11 protein-coding genes are annotated in these 13,683 nt (G+C 60.5%); 5 read left to right on the top strand and 6 right to left on the bottom strand.

Annotated features, from left to right (window positions below; genetic code table 11):
- Window positions 1–19: 19 nt before the first annotated feature.
- From colR to Q7W83_RS22390, 5 genes are all read left to right on the top strand, one after another.
- Complete coding sequence (gene colR, locus Q7W83_RS22410) at window positions 20–703, top strand: two-component system response regulator ColR (RefSeq protein WP_150631181.1); 684 nt, start codon at window positions 20–22, stop codon at window positions 701–703.
- A complete protein-coding gene (locus tag Q7W83_RS22405; protein ID WP_150631180.1) occupies window positions 693–1,973 on the top strand; it encodes a sensor histidine kinase in 1,281 nt (426 codons plus the stop codon). Before colR ends, Q7W83_RS22405 begins: the two co-directional genes overlap by 11 nt.
- 152 nt (window positions 1,974–2,125) lie before the next feature.
- Entirely contained in the window at window positions 2,126–2,794 is a 669-nt protein-coding gene (locus tag Q7W83_RS22400) for a class I SAM-dependent methyltransferase (protein WP_150631259.1), read from the top strand.
- Between the two features lie 4 nt (window positions 2,795–2,798).
- Complete coding sequence (locus tag Q7W83_RS22395) at window positions 2,799–3,512, top strand: lipopolysaccharide kinase InaA family protein (RefSeq protein ID WP_150631179.1); 714 nt, start codon at window positions 2,799–2,801, stop codon at window positions 3,510–3,512.
- A 2-nt stretch (window positions 3,513–3,514) separates the two neighbouring features.
- On the top strand, window positions 3,515–3,742 hold the full coding sequence (locus Q7W83_RS22390) for a hypothetical protein (protein WP_032828991.1): 228 nt from the start codon (window positions 3,515–3,517) through the stop codon (window positions 3,740–3,742).
- Between the two features lie 118 nt (window positions 3,743–3,860).
- Here Q7W83_RS22390 and Q7W83_RS22385 read toward each other — a convergent pair whose 3' ends face one another.
- The 6 genes from Q7W83_RS22385 to Q7W83_RS22360 all read right to left on the bottom strand — a co-directional run bounded on the left by Q7W83_RS22385 (window position 3,861) and on the right by Q7W83_RS22360 (window position 13,519).
- Window positions 3,861–6,896 carry a multidrug efflux RND transporter permease subunit gene (locus tag Q7W83_RS22385; protein WP_473657035.1) on the bottom strand — a complete coding sequence of 1,012 codons (3,036 nt, stop codon included), beginning with the start codon at window positions 6,894–6,896 and terminating at the stop codon, window positions 3,861–3,863.
- A gap of 13 nt (window positions 6,897–6,909) precedes the next feature.
- Window positions 6,910–8,058 carry an efflux RND transporter periplasmic adaptor subunit gene (locus Q7W83_RS22380; protein ID WP_473657033.1) on the bottom strand — a complete coding sequence of 383 codons (1,149 nt, stop codon included), beginning with the start codon at window positions 8,056–8,058 and terminating at the stop codon, window positions 6,910–6,912.
- A gap of 213 nt (window positions 8,059–8,271) precedes the next feature.
- Window positions 8,272–9,372 carry a DUF1513 domain-containing protein gene (locus Q7W83_RS22375; RefSeq protein ID WP_458377082.1) on the bottom strand — a complete coding sequence of 367 codons (1,101 nt, stop codon included), beginning with the start codon at window positions 9,370–9,372 and terminating at the stop codon, window positions 8,272–8,274.
- Between the two features lie 14 nt (window positions 9,373–9,386).
- Window positions 9,387–10,451 (bottom strand): imelysin family protein, encoded by a 1,065-nt coding sequence (locus Q7W83_RS22370; RefSeq protein WP_150631174.1) that lies wholly within the window; start codon window positions 10,449–10,451, stop codon window positions 9,387–9,389.
- 25 nt (window positions 10,452–10,476) lie between these two features.
- A complete protein-coding gene (locus Q7W83_RS22365; RefSeq protein WP_473657030.1) occupies window positions 10,477–11,904 on the bottom strand; it encodes a di-heme oxidoreductase family protein in 1,428 nt (475 codons plus the stop codon).
- A gap of 271 nt (window positions 11,905–12,175) precedes the next feature.
- On the bottom strand, window positions 12,176–13,519 hold the full coding sequence (locus tag Q7W83_RS22360; protein WP_150639453.1) for an imelysin family protein: 1,344 nt from the start codon (window positions 13,517–13,519) through the stop codon (window positions 12,176–12,178).
- Window positions 13,520–13,683 lie beyond the last annotated feature (164 nt).

The raw sequence follows: 13,683 nt of genomic DNA, 5'->3' as shown, positions 1-13,683 counted from the left end.
GTGTACGGAGGAGGTGCCCATGCGAATTCTATTGGTTGAAGACAACCGCGATATCCTGGCCAATCTGGCCGATTATCTGGGGCTCAAAGGCTACACCGTGGATTGCGCGCAGGACGGTTTGTCAGGCCTGCACCTGGCGGCCACCGAGCATTACGACTTGATCGTGCTCGACATCATGTTGCCCGGCATCGATGGCTATACCCTGTGCAAACGCCTGCGCGAAGACGCTCGTCGCGACACCCCGGTGATCATGCTCACTGCCCGCGATCAACTGGACGATCGCCTGCAAGGCTTCAAGTCAGGGGCTGATGATTACCTGGTCAAACCCTTTGCCCTCTCTGAACTGGCCGCGCGGATCGAAGCGGTGATGCGCCGGGCCCAGGGTGGCGGTCGTCGCACCTTGCAGGTCGGCGACCTGAGCTACGACCTCGATACCCTGGAAGTCACTCGCGAAGGGCGCTTGCTGAAACTCAACCCGGTCGGCCTGAAACTGTTGGCGGTGCTGATGCAGAAAAGCCCGCACGTCTTGCGCCGGGAAATTCTCGAAGAGGCCCTGTGGGGCGATGACTGCCCGGACAGCGACAGCCTGCGCAGCCACGTCCACCAATTGCGCCAGGTGATCGACAAACCGTTCGCCAAGCCATTGCTGCAAACCGTGCACGGTGTGGGTTATCGCTTGGCCGAGGGCCGTGATGGAGTTTAAGCAGAGCCTTGCTCAACGGATCATCATTGCCTTTGCACTGATGAGCGCATTGGTGGCAGGCGCCTTCGCCATGGGCATTGTGGCGACCGTGCACCTGGTGGAGGAAAAACTGATATCGGCAGGTCTGGGCGGCGATCTGCAACGTCTGTTGTTGATGGACAGTGTCTCGGACTGGAGCCATCGCCCTGAGCCAGATCAGCTGTTTTATTTCAGCGGCGGGCCGGGCGATTTCGAGTTACCCAAGGATTTGCGTCATCTTGAGCCGGGTTTTCACGAGGTGTTCCGCGAGCAGCTGTCGTATCACGCGATGGTCGAAGTCGTCGACGGCCGGCGTTATGTGCTGCTGCAGGATCAGAGTGATTTCGAAGAGCGTGAGCGGGTGTTGTTCGCCGTGGTGCTGGTGGGCTTCGTCCTGAGTCTGGCGTTGGCGGTGTTCCTCGGCTGGATCCTCGCGCGCAAAGTGATGGCACCCGTGGTGCGTCTCGCCCGGCAGGTACGTCACCGCGATCAGCTCTTGGGGCTGGCGCCCCCGTTGGCACCGGACTACGCGGCTGATGAAGTGGGCGAGCTGGCGGTGGCGTTCGACGCCACCCTCGGCCGCCTGCGCCAGGCGTTGACCCGGGAGCGCTTGTTCACCAGCGACGTCAGTCACGAATTGCGCACCCCGTTGATGGTGCTGGCCAGTTCCTGTGAGCTGCTGCTGGAAAACCCCGGTATCGACCAGCGCGGTCGGGCTCAAGTCGAGCGAATCGCCCGTGCCTGCGAAGAGATGCGCGAGCTGGTGCAGACCTTCCTGATGTTGGCCCGCGCCCAACGTGAAGACGCCAGCATGGCGCCGCAGCAGTCCTTGAGCCAGGTCGCCGATGGGCTGCTCAATTTATGGCGAGAACCGATCGAGGCGAAAGGCTTGTCGCTGATGTTTGAACCGGGCAATCCGGCCAGCACCTGCTACAACGCCACCCTGCTGCACGCGGTCATGGGCAACTTGCTGCGCAATGCGCTGCATTACACCGAACGGGGCTTCATCCGTTTGACGCTGACGTCCACCGGTTTCACGGTCGAGGACAGCGGTGTGGGCATTCCCGAGGAAAAACGCGAGGCGATGTTCGAGCCGTTCGTGCGTGGCAACGAGAAACGCGGTGAAGGCCTGGGGTTGGGTCTGTCGTTGGTGCAGCGGATTTGCGAAAACCAGGGGTGGAGTGTCAGCCTGACGAACATGGAGCCCAATGGCTGCCGTTTTCAGGTGGAGTTGAGTCAGCGCGACAGTTGATTTCGTTGGTGGCCCTCGGCCACTGTTGTCCCCCTGTAAAACCTCGAAATACATCGGGGTTTTACACCACGATTTTTTCACGAAGGCATGACCTGACGCTGACACGCCACTCCCTAGGGTAGTGGTCAGCAGATGCTCAGGAGTTCTTCATGATGGCTGGCCCGATCAAACTTGATTTCTCCGAAAAATACGACGATCAACACGCACAGAAATACCTGCGCAAACATCAGGACGGAATCGGCCGCCGACTGTCCCACTGGCGTGACGAGCAACTGGCGCGCAAGGCGTTGACGCTGGCCGGCGAGCCTGGCCTGGTTCTCGATTTACCCTGCGGTGCCGGGCGCTTCTGGCCAGTACTGGCGGAAAAAACCAACCGGGTGATTGTCGGAGCGGACAACTCCGAGTCGATGTTGAGGATCGCTTTGAAAGCGCAACCGGCCGATGTGGTGAAACGGGTACAACCCTTGCACACTTCTGTGTTCGACATCGCCTTGCCTGATAACGCCGTCGACAGTATTTTTTGTATGCGCCTGATGCACCACATTGGTGAAGCCGAGCATCGACAGGCCATTCTGCGTGAATTCGAGCGCGTCACGCGTGACAGCGTGATCCTTTCGTTGTGGGTGGACGGCAACTTCAAAGCCTGGAAACGCAGGCGGCTTGAAACAACACGTGTGCATGTCGGTTACCAAAACCGATATGTGTTACCGGCTGCTACGATCGAAAAGGAGTTCGAACAGGTCGGGTTTCGTATTCAGGAACAACTGGATTTTCTACCGCTCTATGCCATGTGGCGGGTTTACGTTTTACGCAAGAGGTAACTTAATGGCAGTGCAATGTGCAGCAGAAAATGACGTTGCTTCCCAAGACCGTTTTGACTATTTCTGGAATCAACACGGTGAATGGGTTGAAGAACCCAACGTTCGTCGCGGTGGCGAAAGTGGTGTGCAGCGTATCAAGAGCAGCAATGGACAACTGCTCTACGCCAAACGTCAGACCGGACATATCTATCGTAGTTGGTTGCATCCTTTCGGTCGGCCGACGGTGTTGCGTGAGCGAGATGCGCTCATGGGAATGCGCCTGATCGACGTACGCGTTCCGGAAATCGTTTTCTGCGGTGCGCAGCACGACCCTGTTCACACGTGGCGTGCATTGCTGGTGACCAAGGCACTGGACGGTTTCGAAGAAATCGAACACTGGTATGCAGGCGGTGGTCGCGAGCGTCATGGCGAGGCAGTGCATGATCGGGTCCTGAAGGATCTGGCCGAGAATCTGGCCCGCATGCACAAGGGCCGGTGGCAGCACGGCTGTCTTTATCCCAAGCACATATTCGTGCGAATCACAGGCGAAGGCGAGGCCGCCAACGTCGAGGTTGCGTTGATCGATCTGGAGAAGTGTCGGCAGCGATTGACCGCCCGTCGCGCCGCTGCCCATGACATGAGGCAATTGCGTCGCCACTCGTCGTTCAGCGATACGGACTGGAAGAACCTCGTCTACCTTTATGAGACGGCGTTTGGCAGCGCTATCAAAGGTTTATAGCAATGAAACTCGAAATTGCACGAGGTTTGTTTTTGATAGGAGCCTTGGCAGTTGCTTCACTGGCGGTGGCGGCTTGGGAGCAGCCCCGCACGCAAGTCCTCGGTTCGGTGAACGGGGATGCGCGTTGTCCGATGCCGCGGGTCGCGAAGGCGACCGTTGCAACCCAACCGGATCATGATTTATTGCTGTTCATGTTCGGACTTTCTCAAGGACTGAGGCCGCAGAGTTGACCAGATTGAAGCCCAAATAAAAGGCCTCGCAAATGCGAGGCCTTTTTTGTGCCCGATGCCTCACGGCTTGCACCAATCCCTATAGGAGCCGGCTTGCTGAGGGCGGCTCCTACAGGAGTTAAGCGTTTACAGGCTTATCGGGTTTAGCCAGCAGCGTGTACACGCACGGCAACACAAACAACGTAAACAACGTCCCGATCGACATGCCCGTGGCAATCACCGTACCGATGTCGAACCGGCTGACAGCGCCCGCCCCCGTGGCGATGATCAACGGCACCATGCCGAACACCATTGCGGCGGTGGTCATCAGCACTGGTCGCAGGCGAATGGCCGCCGCTTCTTCCACCGCTTCGCGCGGCGTCAGGCCCTTGTCCTTGCGCAACTGGTTGGCGAACTCCACGATCAGGATCCCGTGCTTGCTGATCAATCCGATCAACGTCACCAACCCGACCTGGGTATAGATGTTCATGCTCGACCAGCCGAGGAACAGCGGAATCAACGCGCCGCAGATCGACAGCGGCACCGTCACCAGAATCACCAGCGGGTCGCGGAAGCTTTCGAACTGGGCGGCCAGCACCAGGAAAATGATCGCCAGCGCCAAGGCGAAAGTGACCCATAGCGCGCTGCCTTCCTGAACGTACTGCCGTGATGCCCCTGCGTAGTCGACGGCAAAACCCGCAGGCGCTTCTTCCCCGGCAATCTGACGCACGGCATCGAGTGCTTCACCCATACTCACCAGCGGAACCCCGGACAGGATGGCCGAATTGAGCTGTTGGAACTGATTCAGTTGTCGTGGTCGTGCCCGGTCGGTCACGGTAATCAGGGTCGACAGGGCCAGCAGTTCACCCTTGGAGTTCTTCACGTAATAGTTGTTCAGCCAGTCGGGGTTGTCCCGGAAGGGCCGTTCGACCTGCGCGATGACTTTGTAACTACGACCTTCAATGGTGAAGCGGTTGATCTCCGCCTCGCCCAGCAGCGTCGCCAGCGTGCCGCCCAGATCCTGCATCGACACGCCCATTTGCGCGGCCTTTGCCCGATCGATATCGACCACCACTTCAGGTTTGTCGAAGGCCAGATCAACGTCGACGAACGCAAACTTTCCGGACTCCATCGCACGCTTTTTCACCCGGTCCATCACTTGCAGCAACGACTCGTAATCGTTGGCGGTATTGACGACGAACTGAAACGGCAGCCCCTCACCGGTGCCCGGCAGGGAGGGCAGGTTGAAGCCGAACACCTGCAACCCTGGAATGCTTTCGAGTTTGCTCTGGACCGCGGGCAGGATTTCCATTTGCGTGCGGTCGCGCTCGTTCCACGGTTTGAGCAGGAAACCGCCAATCCCCGATTGCACGCCGTTGAAGCCGTTGATCTGGAACGAGGAGTAGTACTCGGGAAATGCCTTGAAGATGCCGATGAATTCGTCGGTGTAGGTGTTCAGGTAATCAAGGTTGGTCGGCTGCGGGGCGTTGGCCAGCATGAAAATGATGCCCTGATCCTCGTCCGGTGCCAGTTCCGACTTGGTGAAGGTGAGGAGCACCGGAATCAGGCACAGTACGATCACCGCGAACACCAGCACCACCGGCCGCGTGTTGAGCGTGCCGTGCAACAGGCGCTGGTAGCGGCGCTTGAGGCCTTCGAAAATCAGGTCCAGCCGGTGAGCGAGGCCGCTGGGGTTTTCGTCGTGGCGCAGCAGGAAGGCGCACATCATTGGCGACAGCGTCAGGGCGACAATGCCGGAGATCACCACCGCCCCGGCCAGGGTCAGGGCGAACTCCTTGAACAGCGCCCCGGTGAGGCCTGTCAGGAAGCCGATCGGTGCGTAGACGGCCGCCAGGGTGATGGTCATCGAAACCACCGGCATGGCGATTTCCCGGGCACCTTCGATGGCTGCATCCAGCGGGGTTTTACCTTCCTCGATGTGCCGGTGGATGTTTTCCACCACCACGATGGCGTCGTCCACCACCAGGCCGATGGCCAATACCATTGCGAGCAGAGTCAGCAGGTTGATCGAGTAGCCCATCATCTGCATGAAGAACATCACGCCGATCATCGACAACGGAATCGTCACCACCGGGATCACCACGGAACGCAGCGCCCCGAGGAACAGAAACACCACGACGATAACGATCAACACCGCCTCAAACAGGGTTTTCACCACTTCGTCGATCGAGGCCTGGATGAACAGCGTGGCGTCGTAGGCAATTTCACCCTTGAGGTTTGGCGGCAGCTGGGCCTCCAGGTCCGGCATGATCTTGCGCACTTCCTTGATCACGTCCAGCGGGTTGGCGCCGGGCGTGGCCTTGATGCCGATGTACACCGAGGGCGTGCCACCGAAGGAGCTGATCGTGTCGTAGTTTTCCGCGCCCATCTCGACCCGCGCGACATCGCTGAGCAGCACCCGACTGTCGCCCTCGACCTTGAGTGGAATCGCGGCGAAGGCTTCGGCGGATTTGAGCTCGGTGTTGGCGTTGATGCTGGTGACCACGTACTCGCCTTTCACTTCGCCGGCGGCGGAGAGGAAGTTGTACTTGCGCACGGCATCGGTCACATCGCTGGCGCTCAGGCCGAAACCGGCCAGTTTCACCGGGTCCAGCCACAGGCGCATGGCGAACACCTGGTTGCCGAGAATCTCGGCCTCGGCCATGCCCGGCAGGGTCGCCAGTTTTGGCTGGATGACCCGTGACAGGTAATCGGTAATCTGCGGGTTGCTCAGCTCCTTGCTGAAGAAACTGATGTACATCAGCGCCGACGCATCGGCGGCCTCTTTGCTCAGCACCGGGTCTTCGGCGTCCTGAGGCAACTGGTTTTTCACTTCGTTGGCCTTGGCCAGCAACTCGGTGAACAAGCGGTCGCTGTTGGAGCCGATGCGCGCGTAGATCGAGATCACCGAGAAGTTCTGGCGACTGACCGAGGTCATGTAGTCGATGCCGTCGGCACTCGCCAGGCTCTGCTGCATCGGTTGCGTGATGTAGCCCTGGATAGTTTCGGCGTTGGCCCCGGGGTACGCGGTGGTCACCGTGATCAGGGCGTTTTCCATTTGCGGGTATTGGCGCAGCGGCAGCTTGCTCCAGGCCTGGAAGCCCAGCAGCACAATCAGCAGGCTGACCACGGTGGCGAGCACCGGGCGGCGGATGAACGGGTCGGTAAAAGCCATGGGGATTCCTTGATCAGTCCGCGCGCGGCGGGCTGCTCTTCTCGGCTAGGGTCTTGTCGTCGCTGATGGCAATGTGTGCACCGTTGTCCAGTTTGATCTGGCCGGCCGTGACCACTTTTTCGCCGTTCTGCACACCTTTGGTGATCACCACCACACCGTCGCGGCGTTCGCCGGTTTCGATGAAGCGACGTTCGGCGATCAGGATGGGTTCACCCTTGGCATCTTTTTCCACTTGGCCGTCTTCGGTTTTTTTCTGCGCGACGACGTACAGCGAATTGCCGTACAGCGTGTACGTGATCGCACTTTCCGGCACAACGATGCGCGGCTGCGGGTCGGGCAACATCACCTGCAGGCTGGCGAACATGCCCGGCAACAGTTTGCCGTCGGGATTGGCCAGGGTCGCGCGGACCTGCATGTTGCGCGTGCTGTTCTCGAGTTTCGGATTGATCGCGCTGATGGTGCCGGGGAAAGTCTGCGCCGGGTAGGCCGCGACGATGATTTCAACCGGCTGGCCGATGGCGACCTTCGGCACCGACTGCTCGGGCACGAAAAAGTCGACGTAGAGACTGCTGAGGTCTTGCAGAGTGGCAATCATGGTGCCGCTGGCAAGATAGTCGCCAACGTCCACCTGGCGAATGCCGATGGTCCCGCTGAAGGGCGCGACGATGCTTTTTTTGCCGAGCGCAGCCTTGAGTTGATTGACCGTCGCTTTGCTCTTTTTCAGCACCGCCGAAAGTCGGTCGAATTCGCCTTTGGAAATGGCCTGGCTGCCCACCAGTTGGCTACCGCGACCGTAATCGAGCTGGGCCAGCCCGAGGTCGGCCTGGGCGGTTTCCAGCAAGGCAGTTTCCACGGCGCTGTCGAGACGCAGGAGGGGTTGGCCGGCCTTGACCTTCTGCCCTGACTCGAACTGCAAATCGATGACGGTGCCGTCGGTCTCCAGGCTCAGGTCCACGCCTTGCAGCGCCTTGAGCGTGCCGACGGTAGGCAGGCGGGCTTGCCAGGGCCGTTCGATGGCCGTGGCCACGGCAACGCTTATGGGTGGTTTAGGCGCGGAGAAGCCTTGAATCATCGTGTAGATGGAGAAGGCTTTATAACCGGCCAGGACCAGCACGATCAGCAGAACAACACCCAACATGATCAGCATGCGGCGACGCAGCATATTTCCACTTCCTTGGAGAAAATCAGGCGAGACAGTCGGGCACATTACTCCGAGTGCACAGGGTATTCCAATCGATGTTTTCGGGGTTTCCCCATCCTGTAGGAGCCGGCTTGCCGGCGATGGGGCCTTAAGCTATTGCGGTGATTTTCAGATCGCCATCGCTGGCAAGCCAGCTCCTACAGGGGGAATGCGTTTGCTGAAGGAGCTGCTCCATTACGCCATCAAATGCAGGTGGTTATCCCAGAGCCCCGCAGGCAGTTCGAGGGGGGTTGCAACAAGGTTTGTCTGGCGGCAATCGTAGTACCGGCATCGGCCTTGTCCCGACGTCACGACGAACCCGTCGGCCACCGCACCGACCCCTGCGCAATCGGGAAGCGGCGCATCCAGGCGCACTTCACCGCTGTCCAGGTCCCAGATGAAAAAGCGATTGCCCCGGGGCGCGGTCAACGCGACCAGCCGCAAATCACTGTGCACCGCGACGCTGGCGGTGTAATGCCCCATGGCCTGCAACTGATGCTCCGGCACCGGAAACGCCACGAACGGTTGACCCGGCCGCTTGATGGCCAACAGTTCCGAAGATTCGTGGGAAGGGCCCATGAATTGCTGACCGGCGACGATGGTGCCGTCGCTGGCGATCCCCAGATGCCGCACGCTGTTCATTGGCTGGGCGAGGGTTTCCTTACTCAGCAGCGTACCGTCGCGTTGCATCAGCACCAGGCTCGGCTCCATGGCGTCGAGGTTCATCTCGACCCGACTTTCAGCCTCGGTGCGGATGCCGCCGTTGGCCACCACCAGGGTTTCGCCATCGGGCATCCACGACACCTGATGCGGGCCGATGCCGTGGGTCGACATCTCGCCGCTGTGCACCAGACGCTCGCCTTCGAACTTATACACACCCAGCAAGCCACGACCGGGATCGGACGTGTCGTTCTCGGTGGCGTACAGCCAGTCGCCGCTCTGGTGAATCACCGCATGACCGTAGAAATGCCGGTTTGGCTGCGAGACCACGGTTTGCAGCAACGTGCCGTCGCGCAGGTCGATCAGGTAGCTTTCGGTGCCTGGACGCCGGGCAACGAACAGCGCGATCGGCCGCGTCGGGTGGTTGACGATGTCGTGGCAACGCTGGCCGACCTGGGTGGCGAACACCTGCGTGCCGTCCAGCCGATAACCGACGGCGTAGTGCTTTCCATCGCCATCGTCCCGCGCCGACAGCAGCAGCGGGCTCTTGTCCTTTTGCTTGAACAGCGTCCAGCCGCCCAGTGTCACTGCTCCCAGCAGCAAACTACCTAACGTCAGAGCCTGTCGTCGCAGCATGGCAGTCACCCTCATCAGTCACCGTCGTTGGCGTTGAAGCCCAGTTGGATGCCCAGCGCCTTGGCCAGCTCGCCTTCGTGCAGGCGGTGGACGACGTTGAGGCTGTCGTAGATATCGTTGAGCTGCTGGCGACCGGCGTCGTCGTTGAGCATCTCGGTCAGCGAGCGCTGGTTGCTGGCGAACAGTTTCAAGGACGCGGCGTAAGCGGCGTCGATCTTGTCGGCCAAGGGTTTCTGCTCGCTTGGCAACAAGCCGCGCAGGCCTTTGTTGTCGACGCCTTCCCAGACCGTTTTGGCGGCGGCGAGGCTGGCTTCAAGGCCGGCCAGGGACGACTGGCTACGCCATGCATCGGCCTGGAACGGTTGCGGCACACCCTTGCTCTGGCGGCCCATCGGCGTGCCGAGTTTCTTCTTCAGGGTGTCGAGCGCGGTGACCTGTACACGCAGCAAATCGGCGATCGCTTCGTGGGAATCGGCGTAGCGCTGGTTCGGGAATTTGCTCATCTGCGCGAGCATGCCGTCGGTGTTGTTCCAGCTTTTCAGAATGTCTTCGGCCAGCTGTTTCTGCCGTTCGCCAATGGCTTTGAGCAGTGGACAGTATTTGGCTTTCTGCGCGTCGTTGGCCACGTCAGGCTTGCTGTCGAACAGGATGTATTCGTAGGCCGAGAGACCCTGGACCACAACGCTGGAGTTGGCCAGGGCAGCGGCATCGATCTGCGGTTGGGCGCTGACCAGTTGCTCGACCTGACGGCCGACGAGGTTCTTCTTGTCCGGCCAGAACTGCACTTGCCAGGCACGGTTGCCCTCGGCCAGCGGCCCGATCAGCAACGGCTGCAACTCGGCCCAGGCTTTCTGCGCATGCAGGAAATCGGCGCGGGCGGTGTCGAGGTTTTCCTTGCCTTCGCAATAGGCCAGCGCACTGACGGCCAACTGGCGGTCGGCTTCAACCCAGCGCGTGTAGGTCGGCAGGATCACCGACTTGGCGATGGCGGCCGAGGTAACGGCCTGCGGATCCTGCGGTGAGCAAGCGCCGAGGGCGAGTGCGGCAAGGCTGGTGAACAACAGCTTGGGACGGAACATGTTGGGCTCCCGCTAAGGAATACGTTTAAAGGGAATTCAAAAATGCCAGCAACGCAGCGCGCTGCTCGGCATTGAAAGACAAAACCTGTTGCTGGGCCGCTTTTGCTTCGCCGCCATGCCAAAGCACGGCTTCGAGCAGATTTCGGGCGCGGCCGTCATGCAAGAATTGGGTGTGGCCACTGACGGCCTGCGTCAGGCCGATGCCCCACAACGGCGGCGTACGCCAGTCGCGGCCGCTGGCCCGGAATTCGCTGCGGTTGTCGGCCAGACCTTCGCCCATGTCGTGCAGCAGCAGATCGCTGTACGGGCGAATCACTTGATTGGCCAACTCGGGTTCCGCGGCGTTGGCGGCGGTGGTGTATTTCGGTGTGTGACAGGACTGGCATCCGGCCTGGTAAAACAGATTCTTGCCGGCCAGCACTTCAGGCGTGCTGACATCGCGGCGTGCCGGGACGGCGAGGTTGCGGCTATAGAACAGCACCAGGCGCAGGATGTTGTCGCTGACTTCCGGTTCGCCGTCCGGGCCGTTGCCATTCGGCGCCTGTTTGCAGGCGGTTTGCGCGTCGGTGCAGTCATCGATCGGTCTCAGGCTCGTGGTCAGGCCCATATCACCGGAAAACGCGTGGACGTTCTGTTGATTAAGGTTGGGTTGCCCGGCTTTCCAGCCGAATCGCCCAACGACCGTTTTCTGTTGCGCGTCGTCCCAGACCTGATTCGGCCGGCCATTGATGCCGTTTTTTTCTCTGGCCTGCGCGGCGGCATTGGCGAGGAGCGCTTCTTCCGGGATCGCCTCGAGCAGGCCGAGGCCAATCATCGGCGGGGCGATGCGCGCCGAGAAACGCGTGTCCGGGTGCATCGGGCCGTAGTTGAGCTGAGTCATCTGCAAGGTCGGTTTGCGCAACTCGACCTCGGTGCCGTCCTTGAAGCGCACCGGTACCGGCGTGTAGTCGACCCGAACTTTGCCTTCGGGGGCCACGCCGGGCACCGACATGTCCTGGAACTGGCCGCCGTAGACCGGCTCCGGCACGACACCGAGCTGCTCGATGACGCTGGCGTATTGCGGCGCGTCGGGAATCGACAGGCGCACCAGCATCGACACCGCGTTGGCCGCATCAGGCGTGGGCGGATGACCGCGACCGTCCTTGATGTGGCAGTTCTGGCAAGCATTGGTGTTGAACAACGGGCCGAGGCCATCCCGGGCGGTGGTGGTCGACGGGGCGATCACCCAGGGGTTGCGGAAGAAGCTGTTGCCGACGCTGAAGTCCACACGCCGTGACGGCGGCAGATTCGCGGAGGGCAGGGAGAAGGCGTTCTGATCGGTCTTGCGCACGGTCGCTGCGCCACCGGACCGGGCTTCACCGGGTTCGGCCTGGGTAAAACGCGGGGCGTCATCGCAGGCACTCAGGCCCAGGGCCAGAAACAGTGCGGACAAGCGAAGAGGCAGCGAGGGCATCAGACATCCTGCATGACGAGCAAAACAAGGGCGCAAAGTCTAACAGGGCAGGGGAGATTGAATAAGAGGAATTATCGTTTGGTTGATGTGGGGCAGGGTTTCACATGAGGTCGGGGCGCGGCTATCGCGGGCAAGCCCGCTCCCACAGGGTTTTGCATCGAACCTGTGGGCGCTTGGCTTGCCCGCGATGAGGCCATTGGCATCACCCCAAATATCGCGCATGAAAAAGGCGACCCGGAGGTCGCCTCTTGAATCACTCAGCCAGCGTTGATCAGAACTCGTGATCAGCGTTGTCCGGGTTCAGGTCGCTGATGCCCAGTTTGCCAGCGGCGGCTTCGATCGAACCGGTCTGCTTGACCAGCGAAGCGATGGCGTCACGAACGATCTGGTTGCCAGCGGTGTTGCCGGCGGCGATCAGTTGGTCGTAGTGCTCACCCTTGTTGGCGTGATCGACGATGACCTGCATCTTGGCTTCGGTTGCAGCCAGGTCGGCTTTCAGCGCGGTGTCGGCCGCCGGGTCAGCCTTGGCCACCAGGGAGGACAGGCTGGCACCGGTCATTTTGGTGCCGTCGACACGAGTGTATTCGCCCAGGTACACGTTACGAATGCCCTTGGCATCGTAGAACTGCGAGTTGTGGGTGTTGTCGCTGAAGCAGTCGTGTTCGTCTTCAGGGGAGTTGGCTTCCAGGGAAACCTTCATACGCTCGCCCGCCAGTTCGCCCAGGGACAAGCTGCCCATGCCGAACAGCATTTTGCGCAGGCCGGAATCCACCGGTTCTGCTTCCAGGGTGGCGCGGTAGTTGTCGGCCACGTTCGGCTTCCAGTTGCCGACCATTTCTTCCAGGTCGCTGACCAGCAGCTGAGTCACGGATTTCAGGTAAGCGCGACGACGATCGTTGTGACCGCCGGTGGCGCCTTTGCCTTCCAGGTAATCGGAAGCAGGACGGTTGCCGGCGCCAGGGCCGGTGCCGTTCAGGTCCTGGCCCCAGAGCAGGAATTCGATGGCGTGGTAGCCGGTCGCGACGTTAGCCTCGGAACCACCCAGCTCGTTCAGGCTGGCGAGTTTTTCCGGGGTGATGTCTTTCACGTCGATCTTGTCTTCGCCGACCTGAACTTCAGTGTTGGCGATGATGTTGGCGGTTGCGCCCGGGTTACCCAGTGCGTGCTCGTAGGATTTGTCGACGTAGTCGATCAGGCCTTCATCCAGTGGCCAGGCGTTCACCTGACCTTCCCAGTCGTCGATGATGGTGTTGCCGAAGCGGAACACTTCGCTCTGCAGGTACGGAACGCGAGCAGCGACCCAGGCAGCCTTGGCGGCTTTCAGGGTGTCGGCGTTCGGCTTCGCGAGGAAGGCATCGACAGCGGTTTGCAGGGTTTTCGCGGTGGATTCGGCATCGCTGTAAACGGCGAAGACGATGTCGGCGTAATGCGCGACAACGGCTTTGGCAGCGGCTTCGTCGACTTTGCCGGCAGCAGCAGGCGCAGCAGCCGGGGCCGTGGTAGTAGCGGCTGGCGTAGGCGCTGGAGCGGCAGCTTTGTCTTTGCCTTCGCCACAACCGGCGAGGGAAATAGCGATGGCCAACAGACTGGCGGTAGCCAGAGGCATACGAATCATGGCGAACATCCTGCTTCGAGAAGGGGGTGGAATAGCGCAACGAGGGCGCAAAGCTGCGACATAATGCAAATCTTTCGCATTATCTGTAAAGGGTTGTGCTTGGAAATATTTCTTATTCAGCCAACGGTTATGCCGTGGATCAAAAGATCGCCGCCTCGTTTCAC

Source organism: Pseudomonas sp. 300 (assembly GCF_055803035.1).
Note: the sequence above shows the minus strand (reverse complement) of the source record. Positions and strands in the feature narration are given on the sequence as shown.